Origin of the sequence: Haematobacter genomosp. 1, from assembly GCF_002196855.1 — a bacterium.
Classification (GTDB): Bacteria; Pseudomonadota; Alphaproteobacteria; order Rhodobacterales; family Rhodobacteraceae; genus Haematobacter.
In genome coordinates this window covers 17,894-38,636 of sequence record NZ_NIPW01000023.1, presented here as the reverse complement: position 1 = coordinate 38,636, position 20,743 = coordinate 17,894, and the positions used below count along the sequence as shown (strand labels likewise).

The following is a 20,743-nucleotide window of genomic DNA, read 5'->3' as shown; positions in this document are numbered from 1 at the left end:
GGTCGGCAGCGGCCAATGCTGCGTGACCTTGTCGCCGGAAGCCAACGTTCGAACAGAACCGCAGCAAAGTTTCGGCAACGATGGTAGCGATGCGGACGAAGCCAGCATGCGCTACCATTTCCGCCCTCTCGGCGCCGAACAGTCCCGCTTTCCTGTCCTAGCGCGGCTTGCCCTTGTCCTGTTCGACAATCAACTGCGGTTCGCCATCCGAGGTCTGACGATGCGAGCGGCCGTGTTCGTCGATGGTGGCCCTGATCTGGCGGCGCAGGTTCGAGAAGCTCTCGAACCTGACCACATCGACCGGCGTATCGAAGCGGATCGAGATCTGCCGATGGCTGGCGGGGCCGGACAGGCCGATGATCTGCCCGGTGAAAGGCTGGCCAAGATAGCGCCCGCGCACCCTGTCGTTCAGGGCAAGCTCGGCGGGCGCGTTGCGCAGGGCCAGCCAGGCGTGCAGCGTGTTCCAATCCCTTGCCCCCTGCTGTCGGGCGATCAGCTCCAGCGCCTGTGCATGGCTGATCACGGTTCCCTGCGCCAGAAGTGCCGCGCGCAGGGCTTTGGCCTGTGCCTTTGCCTCCTCAATGGTCATGCGCGTTCCTCCATGGTGACGGCCCGCGCGCCAGCGGGGCGCAGGACGTTGCGACCGATCAGCACGGCCAGACCAAGCATGATCGCGTCCGCGATCGGAAAGGCCAGCCAGATGCCCGATGCTCCGAAGCCGGCTGGAAGCGCGAGGACAAGCAGCGGCGTCAGAAGCCAAGGCTTCACCAAGGTCAGTGCCGCAGTCCGGCCCGGTTGACCAAGAGCCTGGAAATACAGCGCCAGGACAAGCACCGGGCCGGATGAGGCATACAGCAGCAGCATCTTTGGCAGGATCGCGGCAACGGCGGCAATCACGGCGGGGTCGTCGCTGAACCAATGGCCGAGGGTCCTTCCCGCAAAGAACCCGATCAGCGCCACCGCCAGGCACCACGGGAACGCAGTCCCCATCGCCAGCCGCAACACGGCCCGCGCCCGGTCAGTCCTGCCCGCACCGGCATTGTTGCCGGCGATGCTCTGTGTCGCCAGTGCGATCGCCATCTGCGGCAGGAAGGCAAAGCCCAAAAGCCGCGTCACGACGCCATAAGCGGCAACCACAGCATCATATTCCGTGCTGGTAGAAAGCCGCAGGGACAGGATCACGACACTGGCGACCACGGCGATGCCGATGAGGCTGAGGCAGAGCGGCAGACCGAGCCGGACGATCTGCGACCACGCGCCCCGCCAGCTTTGCCTGCGCAGAACGGAGAGCGGCAACAGCCCCTTGTCCCGCCCCCTCATGCCGATCACCAGCGCCAGCCCGAGAGCTTGGGCCGCAACCGTGCCGAGGGCGGATCCGGAAATCCCGAGGCCCAGCACCACGATCCCCAGCCAGTTCGCACCGATATTGAACAGGTTGACGAGCACGGACAGGGCGGCAATCAGCCCGGCCCGCCCCTCGTTGCGCAGGGCATCAGCATGGACGCCAAGCAGCAATTGCACCGGCGCGCCCAGAATCATGATCCGCAGATATTCCTGCGCCAATCCGGCCACCCGGGGGTTGCCTGCGGCCATGGAATCGACAAGCGCAGGGCCGGCCATCCCCCAGAGCGCAAAAAGACCCGCCGAAATCGCCAGCGCCAGCCCATGTGCCTGGGCAAAGATGCGCCCGGCGGCGGCGCGATCTCCGGCACCCAGATACCGCGCCATCAGGCTCGACATGCCGCCGCCCGCCAAGGTGGTCAGCGCCGAGAGCACCATGGCCACCGGAAAGGCCACGCTCACCGCCGCAAGCGCGTCTGATCCGATGAAACGGCCGACGAAAATCCCGTCAATGACATTAAGAACGCCCCCCATCGACATGACCACAGCCATGGGAACGGCGTTCGACAGAAACAGCCGCCCGACAGGGGCGGTCAGAAAAGGATTGACCTGTTGGCCAGCGTGCCGCGCAGACATCGCCCACTCCTCATGTGAGGCATTTCAAGGTGGAATGGGGGCCTGCATTGCCCACCGCGCGAAATGCTTCGAGGGTGAGGTGTCTTCTCAATCCGGGCTTCACCGTGGCTTGCGCCGCAGGCGGCAGGTGCCGGAACCTTGGTCGCCAGACATAGGTGAGGGGCGCGGCCACGTCAATCAAAGCTGTCGTGACACAGCGTTCCGAAACCCGCGACAAGCTGATCTTTCGGCGGTCTTCGGGACGTCAGAGTCCAATAGAGCGCAAAGGGCTCGAGCTGTCATGCGGCACTGCGTCGGGTCGCGTGACCGGTCTGCGGCCCAAAGCGGTCGGCTGAGGCTACGGTGTCGCCACAGCGCGGCATCCCGAGACCGGACGCGCAGACTTGCCGCGGCGATGATCAACCGGTGATGTCGCTGATTGTCGAAAGCTGCCGCGCTGCCGGCCTGGGTCCCGATTATCGGACAATATCCTGAAATCGGCGATTCGCTATACCGGATGGTGGCGCTTGATGATCGGCGGCAATATCGGGCCATAGAAGGAAATCGGCGGGGTTGGCGGACCAGCCGGATTAGAGATGAGAACTCTTATGTGATTATATCTGCTATATAGTTTCTACAATCGGTGCTACCTAACGTTGCCTTCGTACTTCGACTTATAACGTTCGTCAGGTGCCAACCATTCTTCAAGGTAGTCCAATGGGTCGGAAGGGCCAAGCATCGCTCTCGCCAACGCCAAGCGTTGCATGATGCGTGCGTGGCGTTCCTCACCAACCAAACTTGCCCTTTCCTCGGCTTCATCGAAAAACTTTTGGACCGCGACGGCGGTTGCCCACCGATCCATGATCTCTCTCAGTTGCTTGCGGCTCTCTGAATCGGCCTGCTTGATATGTCGGTGATCTTCTTCCCTACGCCAGCGTTCCTGCTGCTCTTCCCATTCGCGCCGCCGCCTCTTCAGCAGCGGTCATAAGGCGCTGAATTTCATCCTGAGAGTTTTCCAGCTTCTTCAAGAAGTCTGGTATCATACCGCTAAGCGAAGCCTTTGCGGTTTCCTGCCAGCTGTGGAGCCACTCAACGCCGTGCAAGGGCGAGTGGCGACCAACCGAAAGCGGCCACAGGGGAGGTCCTGCCCGCCATCCGTCCGCAGCGCCTCGCCTGGAACCGTGGGCGCATCATCGGCCACAAGCGCCCCTTGCCGCCGAAGCACGTCTGGTCCATCCGGGTGCGGCTGGAAATGGCTGGCAATCCGAGAGATCTGGCCCTGTTCAATCTCGCGATCGACAGCAAGCTCCGGGGCTGCGACCTTGTCTGTCTCCGGGGCCGGGATGTCCATGCCGGATCAAGGAGCGCACGTCCATCATCCAGAGCAAGACCGGCAAGCCTGTTCGCTTCGAGATCACCGAGACGACGCGGGGGTCTCTGGAGCGATGGATTGTCGATCCAGAAATGTTCGGCGCAGACCATTTGTGGCCCAGCCGGCTCCACGGCAGCCCGCACCTCTCCACCCGAAAGTATGCGCGTATCCCGCGCGGCTGGGTGACATCCATCGGTCTGGAGCCGAGCGCCTACGGGACACATTCCATGCGACGGACCAAAGTCGCGCAGATCTACAAGAAGACCGGCAACTGGCGCGCCGTCCAGCTTCTGTTGGGGCACACCAAGATGGACAGCACGGTGCGTTACCTCGGTGTTGATCTTGACGACGCGCTCACGATCTCCGAGGGGATCGATCTCTGACGGTGACCGCACAGCGAGGAGCATTGCCGATGCATCTCAAATGAGATACATTGAGCTGTGATGGAGGAAGTCATGCCGGCAAGAACATCCATGTTGCACGTCCGTGTCGACGACCAGTTGAAGGCTCAGGCCACCGAGGCGCTCGCCGGTGTCGGGCTGACGCTTTCCGATGCGGTGCGGATCCTGTTGACCCGCGTCGCCCGGGAAGGCGGTCTGCCAGCTGGACTGGCGGCGGATCCCGACGCCTATGATGCCTGGTTCCGCGGCAAGGTTCGCGAAGCCCTGGCGGAGGAGGGGCCATCCGTGTCCCATGCTGATGTGATGGCGGAGATGCGAGAGCGGATCGCCGGCAAGCCCCGTGCCTGACATTGTTTGGCGTCAGGTCGCTCGCCGCGACCTGCGCGCGATCTTCGACTATATCACGGAAGACAGCCCTTCCGCGGCCCTGGCATTACTGGACGAGATCGAGGCGAAAGTGGGTCGGCTGCGCGATCACCCGCGGGCGTACCGGCCCGGGCGGGTGGGAGGCACGCGCGAGATGGTCGTCAGACCGAACTATCTGTTGGTCTACTCGGAAGCCGAAGGCACAGTGACCATTCTCCGCGTCCTGCACGCGGCTCAAATGTGGCCTTGATACAGGGGTCGGCCCATATGTATGTGTCGGCTGTTGTTCGCAATCGAAAGTTCAGCACGACTTCGGAAGTCGCTCATATGTATGTCGCTCATATGTATCCGGCGTGTTCATCGGCTCGCGGGCCGTGGTCTTGATGGGGTTATGCACGCGCCGCGGTCTCTATAGCGGCAAGGTCGATGGTGACCCTAAGGGCCGGCAGACTCTGGGGGCGTATTCTCTCCGTTCCATGCTTCATTCTCCTCGCGAACTCCGTGATGGCTTTGAATGCGTTAGATCGCGTCGAGAGCCATATCTCTTGGGGCGTCGAACCGGGTGCCATGGCGCAGAATGCTCCATGCGGTTCGTGCCAATTTGTTGGCGAGCGCGATAGCCGCCTTGCTCCGCGGCATTCGAGCGACCGCCCCGGTCAGCCACGCGCCAAAGCTGAAGTCCGGCCATCTGGCTCGCCGCATCATGATCACTTTTGCCGCCTGAACTAAGAGCACGCGAAGGTATCGGCTGCAGCGTTTGGTAATCCTCCCCAGGATCGTTCGGCCCTTGGTGCTGTATTGTGCGGGCACTAGGCCAAGCCATGCAGCGCTGAACCTAGTGCGCCCGGGTGACGTGATGGTCGTCGATGGCGGCGGCGATGTCACCCAAGCCTTGATCGGCGAGATCATCGTGCAGAAGGCGATGGCGGTCGGTCTTGCGGGCTTCGTCATCGATGGTGCGATCCGCGATGTCGATGCGATCCGCGAACTCGGACTGCCGGTCTATGCCCGCGCGGTCACTCATCGCGGCCCCTACAAGAACGGTCCCGGCGTGCTGAACCGGCCGATCGCCGTTGGGGGAAGCGTGGTAATGCCGGGTGATCTGGTGGTGGGAGATGCCGATGGCATCGTGACCCTGCCCCCGGAGACCGCCGCCGGGATCCTGCCTGCCGTCCGTGCCAAGGAGGAGCATGAGCGTCAGAAGATCGCCGAAATCCGCAAGACACTTATGGAGATGACCCGCCGCGCGGGATAACACCGACATTGTCGAAAGGGAGGAGCCTTATGCGACATCTGGGAGTTTTGGCCGCAGCGACGCTGCTGGCCGCGACAGCCGCCATTCCCGCCCTTGCCGGGCCGGAGACGGAAGTGAAGATCGTGCTGCCCGCCGGGCCGGACCGGCTTGACCCTTGCGAAACACCACGTTCGGTGATCGGCAGGATCATCAAGCAGAACGTGGTCGAAACGCTCGTCGAGCTGAACTATCACGACGCCTCGCTGATCCCGAGGCTGGCTGACAGCTGGACTCAGGACAGCCCGACGGAATGGACTTTCAGGCTGCATCCCGGAGTGACCTTCCATGACGGCGCGCCATTCGATGCACAGGCCGTCATCAAAACACTGGAACGGACGACCGACCCCGCGCTGACCTGTATCACCCGCACGAAATACTTCGACGGAGTGGATATCAAGGCCGAGGCGGTCGATCCGCTGACCGTGAAATTCACCACCGGAAAGCCAAGCCCGATCCTGCCGACGCTTCTGGCCCAGATGGCGATCTCCTCGCCCAATACCCCCAAGGGCATCTATACCAACGAGCCTGTTGGCACCGGACCGTATCGCTTCGTCAGTTGGACACAAGGCCAGGACGTGGTGATCGAGCGCAATGACGATTACTGGGGGGCTGCCCCGACGATCACCAAGGCCACCTATGTCTGGCGCGCGGAATCTTCGGTCGTGGCTGCTATGGTGCAGACCGGCGAGGCCGATCTCGCCTTTTCCATCGCTCCGCAGGATGCGACGAATGCGGAGATGGACAAGGTCTATCCGAATTCCGACAGCGCGATGTTCCGCCTCAGTGTCGATATCCCGCCGCTGAACGATGTCCGGGTGCGCAAGGCGATCAACCTCGCCATCGACCGCCAGGCATTCCTGGGCACCATAATCTCTGATCAGGCCAAGGTGGCGACCCAGCAGGTCGGCCCCAATGTCTTGGGCTGGAACCCGGATCTGGTGCCGTGGAAATACGACCCCGAGGAGGCAATGCGCCTGCTGGCCGAGGCCAAGGCGGATGGTGTGCCGGTCGAGACGGAGATGCGGCTGATCGGTCGCCCGGCGATGTTCGCCAACAGCAACGAATTCGTGCAGGCGGTGGGCGAGATGCTGCGCGCGGTCGGACTGAACGTGAAGATGGAAACGCTGGAGATGTCGCAATGGCTGGAGGTGGCCAACAAGCCCTTCGACCCGGCCCGCAAGCCCAACATCTTCCTGACGATGCATGACAACAATAGCGGCGATGCGGCCTTTACCGCCTACTTCAAGTATCACTCGAACGGACGACAGAGCGAGTTGCATGACCCCAAACTCGACGCGATGATCGAGGAAGCCTCGACGCTGTCCGGCGAAGCCCGTGCGACCGCCTATCACAAGGTCTTCCGCACGATCTATGAAGATATCGTTTCGGACGTGCCGCTGTTCTACATGGTCAACTACATGCGCGTTGGTCCCCGGGTCGACTTCACACCGACCATAGCCAACGCGGTCGAATTGCAGCTGTCTAAACTTCAGCTGACCTCGAGCTGACCGCCCGCCGGGGTGTGAACGCCCCGGCCTCCCGTCCCCGATCGGAGGTGCCCCATGGGCGATTTCATCTTCAAGCGATCGATGCAGAGCATCTTGTCGCTAGTCTTCCTCGTCATCGTCGTCTTCATCCTGGCCCGAATGACCGGGTCTCCCGCACAGCTATTCCTCCCGCCGGAGGCAACGCAGGAACAGATCGACGCGTACAACGCGCTGCACGGGTTCGACGACCCGCTGCTGGTCCAACTCGGCACCTTCATCCGCGGCGTGTTCCACGGTGATTTCGGCCAGTCGCTGCGCTATTCGCGCCCCGCGCTCGATATGGTGCTGGAAGCGTTCCCGACCACGCTGGCCCTGGCCGCGGTGACCATGCCGCTGGTGTTGACGATCTCCATCGTCACGGGCGCGCTCGCCGCCTATAGACCCGGCGGACTGTTCGACCGGATCGCCAGCCTGATCTCGCTGATCGGTGCCAGCACGCCGAACTTCTGGGTCGCCATCGTCGGCGTGCTGATCTTCGCCGTCACGCTGAACGTGCTGCCGACCTCGGGCACCGGAACCTGGGCGCATTGGGTGCTGCCCGTGGCCGTGCTGACGCTGCGCCCGGCGGGGGTACTGGTTCAGGTGATGCGCACCTCGATGATGACGGCGCTCTCCTCGGTCTATGTCAAGGCGGCGAAGGCCAAGGGCGTGAAGGCCCGGACAATAATCTTCGTCCATGCCTTGCGCAACTCGCTCCTTCCGGTGATCACCGTGGCCTCCGACCAGGCCGCGGGCATCGTCAACGGTGCCGTGATCGTGGAAACCGTCTTCGGCTTTCCCGGCATCGGCAAGCTGATGATCGATTCCGTCCTGATGCGTGATTTCGCGGTTATTCAGGCAGCCATCCTCGTGACCGCGCTGGCCGTCTTCCTCATCAACATCATTGTGGATATCTCCTATGCCTTCGTCGACCCCCGCATCCGCCACAGCTAAGCTGCCGGTCGCGTCCGGGCGTCGCAGGTCTTCGGTCCTGCTGCGGTCTCTGTTGCGCGATCGCTACGCCACGGCATCGCTGATCTTCCTTCTGATCGTGCTGATCTGTGCGATCATCGGCCCCTCGCTTCTGGCGGAACAGGCCCGCTCGCTCAACCTGCGCGGCCGCAACGCGCCGCCGTTTTCGATCGAAAACGGCTGGATGTTCATTCTGGGCGGCGACGCGCTCGGGCGAAGCCTGCTCGCCCGGATCATCGTCGCTAGCCAGAACACCCTCCTTATCGCCGGCAGCTCCGTCCTTGTCGCGATGCTGGTCGGCGGATTTCTCGGCCTCGTCGCCGGCTATCGCGGTGGCTGGGTCGGAGCGGTTCTCCTCCGGCTGGCGGATGCGATCATGAGCTTTCCGTCGATGCTGCTGGCGGTGATCGTGCTCTTCGTGTTCGAACCGGGCGTGATAAACGTGGTGCTGGTACTGGCCGTTTCGCGCATCCCGATCTTCATGCGCACCGTTCGTGCAGAGGTGCTGGAGCTGAAGCAACGCATGTTTGTCACTGCCGCCCGCGCGATGGGGGCAGGAAAGAACCGCATCCTGCTGCGCCACATCGCGCCGATGCTGCTGCCGACGCTCATCAATCTGGCGGCGCTGGAGATGGCCTTCGTCATGCTGGTCGAATCCGGGCTCAGCTTCCTCGGCATCGGCATCCAGCCGCCCGACGTGACATGGGGCCTGATGGTGGCGGATGGCCGCAATTATCTCGGCTCCGCCTGGTGGCTCGCCTTCTGGCCAGGCCTCGCGATCATGCTTGTCGCGATGTCCCTCAATCTGCTGTCCAACTGGCTGCGCATCGTTACCGATCCTGTGGAACGCTGGCGCCTTGAAACCGAAGCGAGGTAAGCCATGGCACCCCTTCTTTCCGTGAAGAACCTCTCGATCCAGTTTCCGTCCCGTGCAGGTGTCGTGCGCGCCGTGGAGAACGTGAGCTGGCATGTCGATCCGGGCGAGACGCTCGCCATTCTCGGCGAAAGCGGATCGGGCAAATCGGTCAGCGCCTCGGCAGTGATGAACCTGATCGAGACACCGCCCGCCGTCATCTCGCAGGGCGAGATCCTGTTCGAAGGGCTGGACCTGCTGAAAGCGGATGACGAGACGCGCCGCCGGATCAACGGGCGGAGCATCTCGATGATTTTTCAGGATCCACTGGCGGCGTTGAACCCGGTCTATTCGATCGGCTGGCAGATGGCCGAGACGATGCGTGTTCATGGCACCCCCGGCGATCAGGCGCAGGCACGCGTGGTCGAACTGCTGGCCCGCGTCGGCATCGCCGAACCGGAACGGCGGATGAAGGATTATCCACACCAGTTCTCCGGCGGGCAGCGGCAGCGGATCATGATCGCCTCGGCCATCGCCCTGAAACCGAAGCTTCTGATCGCCGATGAACCGACCTCGGCGCTGGACGTGACCGTTCAGGCCCGGGTGCTGGAGCTTCTCAAGGAAATCCAGACCGAGAACGGCATGGGTATGGTTCTGATCACCCACGACCTTTCGGTCGTGGAACGCGTGGCGGACCGAGTGGTGGTGATGCAGGCGGGCCAGATCGTGGAGACCGGCAGCGCGGCGCAGGTGATGAACGATCCCCGGCACAGCTACACCCGCCGCTTGCTGGACGCGGTGCCGGGGCGCAAAGGCTTTGCCACCACCGCCGATGATGCAGGGGGCACGCCGCTTCTGGAAGTGCGGAATGTCTCGAAGGTCTACGGCGGCCTCGCGCGCCAGTTCTCCAAACTGAAGACGGCGCCGGTGAAGGCCGTCGATAACGTCTCCTTCACCATGGCAAAGGGCGAGACGCTTGGTGTCGTCGGGGAATCCGGCTCCGGCAAGTCGACGCTCGCGCGGATGATCCTCGCGCTCGATGAGCCCAGCTCGGGAACGATCCACTTCGACGGTCAGCCGTTCAATGGCCTGACCGGGGCCGAGGACTACAGGATGCGCCGCCGGGTACAGTTCGTATTCCAGGATCCGACCGCCTCGCTCAATCCGCGGATGACGGTGCAGCAGATCATCGCAGAACCCTGGGCGATCCATCCCGATGTCCTACCGCGCGGGCAATGGCGCGCGCAAGTGGGCGAACTTCTGGAAAAGGTCGGACTGAAACCCGATCATGCGGACCGCTATCCGCACCAGTTCTCGGGCGGGCAGCGCCAGCGGATCGCCATCGCCCGTGCTTTGGCCCTGAAGCCGGAACTGATCGTCTGCGACGAGGCGGTTTCGGCGCTTGATGTGTCGATCCAGGCGCAAGTGATTGATCTGCTGAAGGATCTGCGCCGCGACTACGGGCTGTCCTATGTCTTCGTCGCCCATGATCTGGCGCTGATACGGGATTTCGCAACGTCGGTTCTGGTGATGTATCAGGGCAGGATTGTCGAACAGGGTCCCGTGGCGCAGGTTTACGACAACCCGCAGCACGACTACACCAAGGCTCTGTTGAGGGCTGGGGCGACGCTCCCTGTTCAGGCGGCATAGGACGACAGAGTGACCCAAAGAGCCCGGCGTCAGATCATGACGCCGATTCTCCTACCGATCTTGGCGACCGGATTGCTGGTGCAAGCGACTGTGCCGCTGGCCCGGATCCTAACCACCTATGCCGCCCTCGATGCGGGCTTCGGCCCAAAGGTCATCGGGTTCTTGTCGGCGGCTTTCGCGATTCTGCCGGTTTTACTGACGGTGCTCCTTGGCCGGTTCAATGATCGCGGGGGCGCCAAGGGCGCGGCACTGGCAGGCTCCGTCGGCCTACTGATCGCTTGCCTCGCGCTGTGGCTGCTGCCGCCGTCACTCCCCGGCCTGCTGGCGGCGACGGCAGTCTTGGGCATCGCGCAGACACTGGTGCTGGCCTCGATGCAACTGTTGATTTCGCGCAGTTCCAGCCGGATGCATCGTGATGCGATGCTGGGCAATTATATGGTCGCCATCTCGCTCGGTCAGGCCGTGGGGCCGCTGTTTCTGGGCGCGACGGAGGGGCAGAACCATGGTGCCGCGATTCCGGTTCTAGGGGCGGCGCTCCTGGTGCTGGCAATACTCCGGCTGATGCGGGTCGCGCCAAGCCGCAAGCGCGCCAAGGATCAGGCGGAAATCCCGCTTTCGCAGATCGCCGCTACCCCGGGCCTGCCGTGGCTGATCCTTCTCGGGAGCATCTGTGTCGCCTCTCAGGACCTGATCCTTGCCTTCCTGCCGTTGCTCGGGATGGAACGCGGTATCGCTCCCGCCACAATCGGTATCCTGCTGAGCCTGCGCGCGGGGGCTGCAATGGTGTCGCGTATCTGCTTCAGCCGGGCGGTTCGTCTTCTGGGCCGCGGTCGACTGTTGCTGGTGGCGACCCTTCTCGGCGGGGTCGGGCTGCTAGGGATCAGCCTACCCCTCCCTGTCTGGGGGCTGGCGACAGGTCTGGCCCTCACCGGCTTCGGCGTCGGCATCGCGCTGACGAGCACCGTGTCGTTGACGATGGTGATCGCGCCTCCAGCCGCGCGCGGAACTGCACTCTCATTGCGCCTGACCGCGAACCGCATCGCGCAGTTCACGATCCCGATCATCGCAGGGGTCGCCGTCGGGTCGTTCGGTGCGGCGGGCGTCATGGGCGTTTCGGGAGCGGCCCTGATGACCGCCACCCTGATGGCGCCGAGGGCCTTTCGCGGGAAGAGTTCTGAGACAGAACCAGGCCGGAGCCCGGCTCAGGACATGCGATAGTGTTACACGCAGTACCCAATCGCGCAACACAGCATCGATCCACCACGACCGGCAGCGACCAGCGTTTACGCTGTCTTATGACTGGCCTTCAGACTCGCCTTGCTGGCCAGAAATTGTCATGGCAGGCACATCGACGATAATCACATGCATGACCATCTCCGGTTGGAAGACTGATTTCGACAGATACTTCCGAGGGAGACCGCGGCGGCGAGGACCGGCAAATCGGCAGTGCACGCCGCTTCGCGTAGCCGATTAAGCAGGGGCGCGATCACCTCACCGGCGGGCCAAAGTTCCGGCGCCTTGGCACCACAATCTTGTGGCTAGACCTTACGCTGACGGTGATCGCCTCGCTTAACAGCATCGTCGGTCCGCTTGCCGCAGGCTCGCGCAACCCGGAGACGAGGCGGGACATCACATCACCCAGGTAGGCGACCGGGACGTCAGTCAGGACAGTAACGGGCCCTCGTCCCTTTGCGCTGATGCCCTGAGTTAACCTTATGGAAGAGCTTCATTCTACGTCCCTGTAAAATTCTAGGTCCCTGTAAAGATGAGTTCTGAAATAGCCCCGGCGCTAACTCTCCGTCCGGGGCAAAGACCGTGATCGTTGCAGTGGATCCGGATAGGAGCTGCATTTGTCGGCTGGGGTATCGAACGTGATGCGCACCGGCACCCGTTGGGCCCGCCTGACCCAAATGAAGGTCAGCGTGCATTGGTAATCCTCCCATGCTTAAGGGGCTGCATAAGTAGAATTTTCTCGTGAGCCGTGAGCTGAGGAGATTCGAATGAGGAAGACCCGATTTACCCAACCGCAGATCATGGCGGTGCTGCCAGGCCGAAGGCGGCGTTGCGGTGCCGGAACTGTGCCGAGAGCATGGGATCAGCAGCGTAAGCTTGTACATCTATGGGCGGCTCTCCCTTGGCAAGCGCTTCGAGGTGGTTTCCGAGCATGACGGGTGCTGACATCTATCCGGCGTCGCCGGTTGATGCTGGCGCGCCCAAATGGGTAATCCGCGAAGCGTGGCCCTCAACAAATGTTCGGCCTCGGAGGCCTTTATAAAAGCCAGGGCCTCCACGCACCGGGTCCGTCCGGTCGGTCCATTTCCTCTCGCCTGCACCTCCTAGCAACTGTATCTGTCAGGTTGGATTGTCCGCCCATTTCTGACGGCTTTTGCACAACGCATTCGCGATGGTGACCAGCTTTCTGGCGACAGCGATTATGATGAACTTGTGCGGTTTCCCCGCCTTGCGAAGGCGATCTGCAAAGGATCTCAGGCTGGGGTTCTGATGTGCCGCAACCAAGGCCGCTTGGAACATCACCTACCGGAGGACACGGCGACCACCGGCGATCGCCCGTTTTCCGCGGAGGGTTCCGCTGTCATGCGCGACCGGGGCCAACCCAGCGAGTGCGGCCGCTTCTTCACCGGTGATGGTGCCGATCTCAGGCATTTCGGCGATCAGCATTGTGCTGGCAACCGGGCCGATCTCCGTGATGGAACGGAGGACGGTGGCCATCTCCGATAGGTGATCATCGCTCACAATGGCCCGGATGATCCTGTCTTCAAGCTCCTTGATCAGGCTGTCGATCCGTTGCTTCAACTCGGTGTCGACGTCCTCAAACATCTCAGCGGTTCCCAGTTTCTGATGCGCGCAGATTTGGGCAAGCAATTGCCTGCGCATCTCCACCAGCGACGCTAGTTTTGACATCAACGCCTTGAGAATGCGTAGTTTTTATTCAAGAAGGCTTCGGCCCCCTTCGGGGAGGAGGGCGAAGAAGCGAGCGATGAGTTCGGCGTCGATACGGTCGGTCTTGGCGTGTGTGCTACGGCTTTGCGCAAACGCTTTTACCTGAGCGGGTGGAACTTGGCGGGCTGCAACACCTTCTGCTTCCAGGTGTGCCCAGGGGCTGCCATTCCTGACCGCCGGTCGACTCGAAGCAGACGACGGTTTCCCGCTCCCGGGCAAGATCCGCCACGGCAGTATGACCCGCCGGAGCGTTTGGCACTCTGCAGCGATGCCCTTCGGGCAGGCAATGAAGGTCCAGCCAGTCACGGCTGACATCTATGCCGATGACACGGCCGATAGATTGTCCATGCTCTCTTCCTTCTGGTCCGCGTCTCACACTACTCCGCCATGAGCCCTGGTCGGTGACGGTGACGGGTCAGTTAGCAAAGTCCAGATGCAGAAGGGTCAAGATGCACTGATTTTCGTCGCGCTGGGTGTACCTGAAAGCTCGTCGCACGGCGACCAGCCTGCGGTCGAAAACGTTTGCGAGCGCCGATTGGATTATGACGCGAGCAGTCTGCACAAACGTATCCGGCATGTCGGCGCGATGACCGCTGCCAAGATTGAGATCCGCGCGTTCCGATCCTTATAATGGGGCCGGCCTCGTCGGGCCATTTTTCGCCAGAGGCTTTCGGAACACCGTTCGACTGTCAGGCCATCTTCCTTTCCACCACTCGCAACTTGTCGCGTCCATCCGGCTTTGAGACAGATGCGTATTCGCTTTAGCCCGCCGCCAGTGGAGCGGGGGCGTAAACCCAGCCATGCCGCAAGAGCGCCCAAACGGTGCGCGCCATTTTGCGGCAAGCGCGACGACAGCGACGTTAGGAGGGTGTGGGCAAGAAGTGCGCGCCGCCAGGCACCGACCGCTGTATCCGCTCTGGCCAAGGTCGCATGGCGGCTCGTGCGCCCTGGATCAACATCTTGCGCAGTGAACTGCTGCCCCGCTTTGTGATCCCGAGGAGCTTTGTCCTTCCACCCGTTGTCGCCTGCCTGGGCAGCAGACCCAGCCAGGCGGCCAAGTCTCGTCATTTCGTGAATGTCGCGGCAGTGCCGACAGCGGCCACCAATGCGGTGGCATTCAGTGCACCGATGGCCGGAATGCTTGTCCGCCGGCGCACTCCCTCATCGGACTTGGCCATGGTCGTGAATTCTGCATCGAACGCAGCAATCCGGCGGTCCAGTTCTTGCCAACGCGTCCGCATGTCACTGAGCAGAAATACCATGCGTGGACTGAGGCTGCCGGCACAGGGTCCAGCAACTCCGCGAGCAGGCGCCGCAACCTGGCATGGCCTTGTGCGACAACATGTCCGCGTTCAAGCAGAAGGCTCCTGATCTGGTTGGTCAGCGACGTACGCTCACCGACCAATCGATCCCGCACCAGGTGCAACGTCTGAACGTCGAGCTGTTCCTTGCTCTCGAGTTCGACGAAACGCATGGTAGGCCGGGTCGCCGCTTCGGCAATGGCCTCCGCATCGCGGTAGTCATTCTTCTGGGCTTTGACGGAAGGTCGGACATATTCCGGCGACATCAACCGGATCTCATGCCCGAGTGCTGCCAGTGATCCTCCCATGGGATGATCGCCTGCCCCACGCCTCCATGGCCATGATGCAGGGCGGCAGCTTCGACGCGAAGGCAGGGCGCGGGCGCCGGATGGGGCACACCAAAGGCGGCATGACCACCAAGTTGCACGCCGTCGCCGATGCCGGGGGGGCGCCCGCTCGGGTTCTTCATGTCGGCCGGACAGGTCAGCGATTACACCGTCGCCACGGCGCTGTTGGGCAGCCTGCCGAAAGCGGGTTGGCTGCTGGCCGATCGCGGTTATGACGCCGACTGCTTCCACGAAGCCCTGCAGAACAAGGGGATTACGCCCCTGCATCCCGGGCCAGCCAAACCCTTGCAAACGTGCTGGCGCAGACCCGGTATCGCGGGGTCGTCACGGCAAACGGCATGGCGCAGGGCACCGATCTTCCAACCTCGGTTCTGCCTTTCATCCTGCGCAACGTCACATTGGCCGGGCTCGATTCCATCAACGCCCCGCAAAACGTACGACTGCAAGCCTGGCAGCGGCTGGCGACAGATCTGGATCTGGCAAAGCTCGCGCTGGCCACCCGCGTCGCGCCGCTTGGCGAGGTGCCCGCAATCGCAGGCCGGCTTCTGCAAGGCCAGGTGCAAGGGCGCATCGTGATCGACGTCAACTCATGACCCATCCGTCTGACAAAGCCGGGCGAGTTCGACAGTCTTCGATGCGTCCGTCGTGGCACAAGCCAACCTGCCAAGCCCCTTACATCGCGGATCGGTAAGCATTGGGGACCATCGTCGAGTCGTTGGCGATTGCATCAGTCATTTAGATTATGTATGTAATCTAAATGATAGCCTGGAGGTACGCGTATGCAGAGAATCGCCGCACAAGACGGGGACGTATGATGAGGCCCTCCGTTCCGCTTGCCGCCCGTCTGTCAGAGCGTGGGCTGCACTACGGCTGGATTGTGGTAGCAACCACCTTCCTGACCATGCTCATCACTGCAGGCGCCGTTGGGGTGCCTGGAGTCCTGATTGGGCCGCTGGAAGCCGAGTTCGGCTGGACAAACGCCGAGATCTCTGGCGCCTTCGCGGTCCGCCTGCTGCTCTTCGGCCTAATGGGCCCTTTCGCTGCGGCCTTCATGAACCGCTTTGGGCTACGACCGGTGATCCTTGCCTCGCAAACCCTGATCGCGGCTGGCATCCTTGGATCGTTCTTCATGACCGAGCTCTGGCAACTCACCCTGCTATGGGGAGTGGTGGTGGGCTTCGGCACTGGACTCACGGCAATGGTTCTAGGTGCGACCGTTGCGGCGCGATGGTTCGCCAGTCGGCGCGGACTGGTGATGGGCTTGCTGACCGCCAGCACCGCCACCGGCCAACTGGTCTTCTTGCCCATTATGGCCCGCTTGACGGAAAGCTTCGGTTGGCGGGGCGCGCTGATCTTGTCGCTGGCCACGCTGCTGATTTCCGCCGCGGCGGTGCTGGTGCTGATGCGCGACCGTCCGTCCGACCTTGGCCTTGCCCCCTTCGGGGCGACGGCGGTGGTTCCGGCACCGCCGCGGCAAAGCCTTGGCGCAATGCTCGCCTCGCCGCTGGTGATCCTGCGCGAGGCGTCGGGGACGCGGATGTTCTGGCTGCTGTTCGGCACCTTCTTCATCTGCGGTGCTTCGACCAACGGGTTGATCCAGACCCATTTCATCGCGCTTTGCGGGGATTTCGGTCTGGCGGCGGTGACAGCAGCGGGAATGCTGGCGCTGATCGGCGTCTTCGACTTCGTCGGCACGGTCGGCTCGGGCTGGTTGTCAGACCGCTATGACAGCCGGTGGCTGCTGTTCTGGTATTACGGCCTGCGCGGGCTGTCGCTGGTCTGGTTACCGTTCAGCGATTTCAGCCTCTATGCCCTGTCGATCTTTGCGATTTTCTATGGCCTCGACTGGGTGGCAACGGTGCCACCAACGGTAAAGCTGGCCAGCCAGCATTTCGGCGACCGGTCGAACATCGTTTTCGGCTGGGTCTTTGCAGGCCACCAGTTGGGCGCCGCGGCAGCGGCCTGGGGTGCGGGAGCCACGCGCACCGCCTATGACAGCTATCTTCCCGCCTTCTTCGCCGCCGGCGTCCTGTGCCTCGTCGCCGCACTTGCCATCGTCGCCCTAGGGTTCGGTGGCACCGCGCGGCGGGCGGCACTCTCCTGAAATGACGCGGAGGCGCACCCACCGCCGCCCACTTACACCCGAAGGAAGTTTCCCATGCCCCGTTCCGACATCATACTTGCTGCCCCGGTTCGTACCGCGATTGGCAGTTTCAACGGCAGTCTGAAATCCATCCCGGCGACGGCGCTTGGGGCCACGGTCCTGCGCGAAACCCTGGCTCGCGCAGCTCTCGATCCGGTCGAGATCGGCTCGGTCATCATGGGCAATGTCATCCAGGCGGGCAACCGGATGAACCCCGCGCGGCAGGCCGCAATCCATGCCGGACTGCCGGTCTCGGTTCCCGCGCTGACGGTCAACCGCGTTTGCGGATCTGGCGCGCAAGCCATCGTCAGCGCCGCGCAGGAGATTTCGGCCGGGGTGGTGCCGGTGGCGCTGGCAGGCGGGATGGAGAACATGGACCGCGCGCCCTATCTTTTGACAGAGGGACGCTGGGGCTATCGCATGGGCCCGGCGGAGATCCTCGACAGCCTCCTGACCGACGGTTTGAACGATGCATTTTCGGGCCAGCATTCCGGCTGGCATACCGAGGATCTCGTCACCCGTGCCGGGCTGAGCCGTGCAGCGCAGGATGCCTTCGCACTGCGCTCGCAACAGAATTTTGCAGCGGCGGAGGCGGCGGGGTCGTTCGCGACCGAGATCACCGGAGTCGAGGTGAACACGCGGAAGGGAACCGAGGTCTTTCTCCGGGACGAGGCGCCCCGCCCCGATACCACCGCCGAGGCGCTGGCACGGCTGAAACCGGCTTTCCGGCCGGACGGAACAATCACCGCCGGCAATGCGCCGGGGCTGAACGCCGGGGCCGCAGCCGTAGTGGTTGCCGACCGGGTCTGGGCTGAGCGGCGGGGCCTTGCGCCGATGGCCCGGCTGGCCGGCTATGGTGTGGCGGCGGTGGAGCCGGGGCTCTTCGGCCTTGGCCCCGTGCCCGCCATCGAAAAGGCGCTGGCGCATGCCGGCTGGACCCTGGGCGATCTGGAGCGGATCGAGATCAACGAGGCCTTTGCCGCCGTGCCACTTGCCATCGCGCAGGAGCTTGGCCTGCCTCTCGACATCATCAATGTCGAGGGTGGCGCCATTGCCCATGGCCATGCCATCGGCGCGACCGGGGCCGTGCTGGTGACGCGGCTGCTGCATTCGATGCAGCGAGACAGCCTGTCACGCGGGATGGTGACCCTGTGCATCGGTGGTGGTCAGGGCATTGCACTGGCCGTGGAATTGGTCGGATGACGGCTACCTCGGCGTCATCCACCGTCCAGCATGATCGGCGGACCCAACGCCTGCTGGATGCGCCGATCCTGCCGCTGCTGATCCGCATGGCCCTGCCCAATGTGATGATCATGCTGGCACAGGCCTCGACCGGGCTGATCGAGACCTTCTGGGTCTCCAAGCTCGGCACCAACGCATTGGCCGGCATGGCGCTGGTCTTTCCGGTGGTCACGCTGATGACCACGATTTCGGCCGGTGCGGTCGGCGGGGCGATTTCGTCATCGATCGCGCGGGCGCTCGGCGCGGGCCGCCGAAATGAGGCCGACGCTCTTGTCCTGCATGCAGTGGTGGTCAATCTCGTGATCGGCCTCGCCTTCTCGATCCTGTTCCTGATCTGGGGGCGGCGGATCTACGCAGCACTCGGCGGCAGCGGGGAAGAACTGGAGGCGGCGGTGCTCTATTCCAACGTGGTCTTTGCCGGAAACGTCTTCACCTGGCTGATGAACGGGCTGGCCAGCGTCATCCGAGGAACCGGGAACATGCTGGTTCCAGCCATGGTGACAGTTCTGGGCGTGGTCTTTCTGGTGCCCGTATCGCCCCTGCTGATCTTTGGTGCAGGACCCGTCCCCGCCATGGGGATTGCGGGCGGCGGCCTGGCACTGGTGCTTTACTACATCGCCGGAATGCTGGTGCTTGGCGCCTACGTCGCCTCTGGCCGCAATCCGGCGCGGTTCCGCCTGAAGCCACTTCGGTGGGCGCTGTTCTGGGGTATCCTGCGGATCGGCGCACTGTCATCGGTCCAGTCGCTGCTGACAAATCTGGTGATCGCGGGATCGACCGCGATCATCGCGGCAAAGCTGGGGGTCGAGGCGGTGGCGGGCTTCGGCACCGGCATCCGGCTCGAATACCTGCTGATCCCGCTGGTCTTCGGCATCGGCGCACCGCTGGTGGCGCTGGTCGGCACCAATATGGCTGCGGGGCAGCACCGCCGCGCTCGGCAGATCGCCCTGACCGGGGCGGTCCTGGCCTTTACTGTGACCGAGGTGGTGGGGCTGGTCGCTGCCCTGTTCCCGGTGGCTTGGCTGACGCTTTTCAGCGCAGAACCCGGCATGATCGACGCCGGGCGCGCCTATCTGCGGATTGTCGGGCCGTTCTACGGCTTCTTTGGGCTGGGGCTTGTTCTCTACTTCGCGGCGCAGGGGCAGCAGAAGCTGTTGATGCCGCTGGCCGCCGGTTTGTTGCGGCTGACAATCGCCCTTGGTGGCGGCTGGCTGGCGCTCTGGGCGACGGACGATATCCGGGCGCTTTATGCCGCATTGGCGCTCGGGCTGGTCGCCTATGGGTCGTTTATGCTGCTATCGGCCTTGCGCGATCCGACGGGCCGGGCCATTCCGGTCCCAGGCGAAGCGAAGGGGATAGCACCATGAGGGTCAGCCGCGTCCAGGCCGAGGCGAACCGGCAGAGGGTGATCGACGAAGCCAGCCAGCTGTTCCGCGAACACGGCTACGACGGTATCGGGCTCAAGGACCTGATGCAGGCCGCGGGGATGACGCCGGGCGGGTTCTACAAGCAATTCGCTTCGAAAGACGATCTTGCCGCCCAGGCCACCGCCCGTGCGGTCGAGCGATCGTCCTCTCGCTGGACCGAGGTCGTTGACGCGAACCCCGATGCACCGCTCCGAGCCCTTGCGGCCTTCTACCTCTCGCCCGCACATGTCGCAATGCGGGATCGGGGTTGCCCCCTGGCGACGCTGGGTTCGGACGCCCCCCGCCACGCGCCCGAAGTCCGGGCGGAGATGGAGAAAGGCCTGCGTGCCCACCTCTCCATCGCCGATGCGGCTTTGGGAACTCCGGCAGGCGCGAACCCATCGCCTGCAGCGCTGGCGGCAGTATCGACCATGGTCGGCGCGCTCGTCCTTGCCCGCCTGACAGCGGATGAGGGCCTTGCGAAGAGTCTTCTGGAGACAGCGGCGAACCGGGTGGAGGAACTCGCGACAAGCCGGAAATAGGACTGCGATCAATGATGATCGAGCCTGCACTTACGGACGCCGGAAATCGGACGGAACCCAAATCCGGCGTCGCATCTGCGTCGGCGCGCGCGGTGCCCCATCAAACGCGCCATCTCTCCTCCAGTGACGTCGGCTCGCCGAAGCCGCCTGCTGAAAAGACATCGCGGTGCGCAGCAATTCAGTTGACATCACGGGTCGGTGATCCTAGCGCTCGGGGGACGGTTCCCTTCGGGGATCAAAAGGGAATGCAGTGCGGCTGACTTGGCCCATGCTGCGGCTGTCCCCGCAACTGTAGGCGGCAAGGCGGTCTTCGTTTACCACTGGGCCTGCGCCCGGGAAGGGGAAGACCTCCGTTCGAGCCGTGAGCCAGGAGACCTGCCGTCGGCCGATTTCACGCGCGAACACGTCGGG

General features: G+C 63.3%; 18 protein-coding genes, 5 pseudogenes and 1 riboswitch. Of the genes and pseudogenes, 17 read left to right on the top strand and 6 right to left on the bottom strand.

Features of this window, described 5'->3' with window-relative positions; genetic code table 11:
* Positions 1 to 157: 157 nt before the first annotated feature.
* Both CDV49_RS11985 and CDV49_RS11980 read right to left on the bottom strand, forming a co-directional pair.
* Entirely contained in the window at positions 158 to 589 is a 432-nt protein-coding gene (locus tag CDV49_RS11985) for a glyoxalase superfamily protein (RefSeq protein ID WP_088215674.1), read from the bottom strand.
* Positions 586 to 1,977, bottom strand: a complete 1,392-nt coding sequence (locus CDV49_RS11980) for an MATE family efflux transporter (protein WP_088215673.1) — start codon at positions 1,975 to 1,977, stop codon at positions 586 to 588. The genes CDV49_RS11985 and CDV49_RS11980 overlap by 4 nt, the downstream gene beginning before the upstream one ends.
* Positions 1,978 to 3,208: 1,231 nt before the next feature.
* Between CDV49_RS11980 and CDV49_RS11970 the strand changes: the two are divergent.
* The 3 genes and pseudogenes from CDV49_RS11970 to CDV49_RS11960 all read left to right on the top strand — a co-directional run bounded on the left by CDV49_RS11970 (position 3,209) and on the right by CDV49_RS11960 (position 4,345).
* Positions 3,209 to 3,711: pseudogene (locus CDV49_RS11970) on the top strand (tyrosine-type recombinase/integrase).
* A 72-nt stretch (positions 3,712 to 3,783) separates the two neighbouring features.
* Complete coding sequence (locus CDV49_RS11965) at positions 3,784 to 4,077, top strand: type II toxin-antitoxin system RelB/DinJ family antitoxin (protein ID WP_088215671.1); 294 nt, start codon at positions 3,784 to 3,786, stop codon at positions 4,075 to 4,077.
* The gene (locus CDV49_RS11960; protein ID WP_088215670.1) at positions 4,070 to 4,345 is read left to right on the top strand and encodes a type II toxin-antitoxin system RelE/ParE family toxin; all 276 of its coding nucleotides are present in this window, start codon (positions 4,070 to 4,072) and stop codon (positions 4,343 to 4,345) included. Before CDV49_RS11965 ends, CDV49_RS11960 begins: the two co-directional genes overlap by 8 nt.
* Positions 4,346 to 4,614: 269 nt before the next feature.
* On the opposite strand, the pseudogene CDV49_RS11950 reads toward CDV49_RS11960, so the two are convergent.
* A pseudogene (locus CDV49_RS11950) lies at positions 4,615 to 4,938 on the bottom strand (transposase); the annotation flags it as partial.
* Positions 4,939 to 4,951: 13 nt separating this feature from the next.
* Between CDV49_RS11950 and CDV49_RS11945 the strand changes: the two are divergent.
* From CDV49_RS11945 to CDV49_RS20225, 7 genes and pseudogenes are all read left to right on the top strand, one after another.
* Entirely contained in the window at positions 4,952 to 5,350 is a 399-nt protein-coding gene (locus CDV49_RS11945; RefSeq protein WP_088215668.1) for a hypothetical protein, read from the top strand.
* A 29-nt stretch (positions 5,351 to 5,379) separates the two neighbouring features.
* The gene (locus tag CDV49_RS11940) at positions 5,380 to 6,897 is read left to right on the top strand and encodes an ABC transporter substrate-binding protein (protein ID WP_088215667.1); all 1,518 of its coding nucleotides are present in this window, start codon (positions 5,380 to 5,382) and stop codon (positions 6,895 to 6,897) included.
* Positions 6,898 to 6,951: 54 nt separating this feature from the next.
* The gene (locus tag CDV49_RS11935; protein ID WP_088215666.1) at positions 6,952 to 7,869 is read left to right on the top strand and encodes an ABC transporter permease; all 918 of its coding nucleotides are present in this window, start codon (positions 6,952 to 6,954) and stop codon (positions 7,867 to 7,869) included.
* A gap of 52 nt (positions 7,870 to 7,921) precedes the next feature.
* Positions 7,922 to 8,764 (top strand): ABC transporter permease, encoded by an 843-nt coding sequence (locus tag CDV49_RS11930; RefSeq protein WP_256947321.1) that lies wholly within the window; start codon positions 7,922 to 7,924, stop codon positions 8,762 to 8,764.
* Positions 8,765 to 8,767: 3 nt separating this feature from the next.
* Positions 8,768 to 10,390 carry an ABC transporter ATP-binding protein gene (locus CDV49_RS11925; protein WP_088215664.1) on the top strand — a complete coding sequence of 541 codons (1,623 nt, stop codon included), beginning with the start codon at positions 8,768 to 8,770 and terminating at the stop codon, positions 10,388 to 10,390.
* Positions 10,391 to 10,426: 36 nt separating this feature from the next.
* A complete protein-coding gene (locus CDV49_RS11920) occupies positions 10,427 to 11,608 on the top strand; it encodes an MFS transporter (protein WP_088215663.1) in 1,182 nt (393 codons plus the stop codon).
* 782 nt (positions 11,609 to 12,390) lie between these two features.
* A pseudogene (locus CDV49_RS20225) lies at positions 12,391 to 12,505 on the top strand (transposase); the annotation flags it as partial.
* A 420-nt stretch (positions 12,506 to 12,925) separates the two neighbouring features.
* On the opposite strand, the gene CDV49_RS20730 reads toward CDV49_RS20225, so the two are convergent.
* On the bottom strand, positions 12,926 to 13,312 hold the full coding sequence (locus CDV49_RS20730; protein WP_218821957.1) for a transposase: 387 nt from the start codon (positions 13,310 to 13,312) through the stop codon (positions 12,926 to 12,928).
* 24 nt (positions 13,313 to 13,336) lie between these two features.
* A complete protein-coding gene (locus tag CDV49_RS21095) occupies positions 13,337 to 13,666 on the bottom strand; it encodes an IS110 family transposase (RefSeq protein ID WP_373447801.1) in 330 nt (109 codons plus the stop codon).
* 118 nt (positions 13,667 to 13,784) lie between these two features.
* Between CDV49_RS21095 and CDV49_RS11910 the strand changes: the two genes are divergently transcribed.
* Positions 13,785 to 13,982: a hypothetical protein gene (locus CDV49_RS11910; RefSeq protein WP_088215662.1), complete on the top strand. Its 198-nt coding sequence runs from the start codon at positions 13,785 to 13,787 to the stop codon at positions 13,980 to 13,982.
* Between the two features lie 130 nt (positions 13,983 to 14,112).
* Here CDV49_RS11910 and CDV49_RS20910 read toward each other — a convergent pair.
* Positions 14,113 to 15,063: pseudogene (locus CDV49_RS20910) on the bottom strand (IS110 family transposase).
* Between CDV49_RS20910 and CDV49_RS11900 the strand changes: the two are divergent.
* From CDV49_RS11900 to CDV49_RS11875, 6 genes and pseudogenes are all read left to right on the top strand, one after another.
* A pseudogene (locus CDV49_RS11900) lies at positions 15,020 to 15,272 on the top strand (transposase); the annotation flags it as partial. The pseudogenes CDV49_RS20910 and CDV49_RS11900 overlap by 44 nt on opposite strands.
* A 65-nt stretch (positions 15,273 to 15,337) precedes the next feature.
* Positions 15,338 to 15,592 carry a hypothetical protein gene (locus tag CDV49_RS11895; RefSeq protein WP_218821962.1) on the top strand — a complete coding sequence of 85 codons (255 nt, stop codon included), beginning with the start codon at positions 15,338 to 15,340 and terminating at the stop codon, positions 15,590 to 15,592.
* A 221-nt stretch (positions 15,593 to 15,813) separates the two neighbouring features.
* Positions 15,814 to 17,103: an MFS transporter gene (locus CDV49_RS11890; RefSeq protein ID WP_218821953.1), complete on the top strand. Its 1,290-nt coding sequence runs from the start codon at positions 15,814 to 15,816 to the stop codon at positions 17,101 to 17,103.
* A 54-nt stretch (positions 17,104 to 17,157) separates the two neighbouring features.
* The gene (locus tag CDV49_RS11885) at positions 17,158 to 18,345 is read left to right on the top strand and encodes a thiolase family protein (protein ID WP_088215661.1); all 1,188 of its coding nucleotides are present in this window, start codon (positions 17,158 to 17,160) and stop codon (positions 18,343 to 18,345) included.
* The gene (locus CDV49_RS11880; RefSeq protein WP_088215660.1) at positions 18,342 to 19,751 is read left to right on the top strand and encodes an MATE family efflux transporter; all 1,410 of its coding nucleotides are present in this window, start codon (positions 18,342 to 18,344) and stop codon (positions 19,749 to 19,751) included. Before CDV49_RS11885 ends, CDV49_RS11880 begins: the two co-directional genes overlap by 4 nt.
* Positions 19,748 to 20,332 carry a TetR/AcrR family transcriptional regulator gene (locus CDV49_RS11875; RefSeq protein ID WP_088215659.1) on the top strand — a complete coding sequence of 195 codons (585 nt, stop codon included), beginning with the start codon at positions 19,748 to 19,750 and terminating at the stop codon, positions 20,330 to 20,332. The genes CDV49_RS11880 and CDV49_RS11875 overlap by 4 nt, the downstream gene beginning before the upstream one ends.
* A gap of 202 nt (positions 20,333 to 20,534) precedes the next feature.
* Positions 20,535 to 20,729, top strand: a riboswitch (cobalamin riboswitch).
* The last annotated feature ends 14 nt before the right edge of the window (positions 20,730 to 20,743 follow it).

Coding starts and splice junctions, on each gene's coding strand:
- CDV49_RS11920 (WP_088215663.1), top strand. CDS start 10,427: ATGACGCCGATTCTCCTACCGATCTTGGCGACCGGATTGCTGGTGCAA.
- CDV49_RS11945 (WP_088215668.1), top strand. CDS start 4,952: ATGGTCGTCGATGGCGGCGGCGATGTCACCCAAGCCTTGATCGGCGAG.
- CDV49_RS11985 (WP_088215674.1), bottom strand. CDS start 589: ATGACCATTGAGGAGGCAAAGGCACAGGCCAAAGCCCTGCGCGCGGCA.
- CDV49_RS21095 (WP_373447801.1), bottom strand. CDS start 13,666: ATGTCAGCCGTGACTGGCTGGACCTTCATTGCCTGCCCGAAGGGCATC.
- CDV49_RS11875 (WP_088215659.1), top strand. CDS start 19,748: ATGAGGGTCAGCCGCGTCCAGGCCGAGGCGAACCGGCAGAGGGTGATC.
- CDV49_RS11910 (WP_088215662.1), top strand. CDS start 13,785: ATGCAGAAGGGTCAAGATGCACTGATTTTCGTCGCGCTGGGTGTACCT.
- CDV49_RS20730 (WP_218821957.1), bottom strand. CDS start 13,312: ATGTCAAAACTAGCGTCGCTGGTGGAGATGCGCAGGCAATTGCTTGCC.
- CDV49_RS11885 (WP_088215661.1), top strand. CDS start 17,158: ATGCCCCGTTCCGACATCATACTTGCTGCCCCGGTTCGTACCGCGATT.
- CDV49_RS11890 (WP_218821953.1), top strand. CDS start 15,814: ATGAGGCCCTCCGTTCCGCTTGCCGCCCGTCTGTCAGAGCGTGGGCTG.
- CDV49_RS11940 (WP_088215667.1), top strand. CDS start 5,380: ATGCGACATCTGGGAGTTTTGGCCGCAGCGACGCTGCTGGCCGCGACA.
- CDV49_RS11980 (WP_088215673.1), bottom strand. CDS start 1,977: ATGTCTGCGCGGCACGCTGGCCAACAGGTCAATCCTTTTCTGACCGCC.
- CDV49_RS11925 (WP_088215664.1), top strand. CDS start 8,768: ATGGCACCCCTTCTTTCCGTGAAGAACCTCTCGATCCAGTTTCCGTCC.
- CDV49_RS11965 (WP_088215671.1), top strand. CDS start 3,784: ATGCCGGCAAGAACATCCATGTTGCACGTCCGTGTCGACGACCAGTTG.
- CDV49_RS11895 (WP_218821962.1), top strand. CDS start 15,338: ATGGCGCAGGGCACCGATCTTCCAACCTCGGTTCTGCCTTTCATCCTG.
- CDV49_RS11935 (WP_088215666.1), top strand. CDS start 6,952: ATGGGCGATTTCATCTTCAAGCGATCGATGCAGAGCATCTTGTCGCTA.
- CDV49_RS11880 (WP_088215660.1), top strand. CDS start 18,342: ATGACGGCTACCTCGGCGTCATCCACCGTCCAGCATGATCGGCGGACC.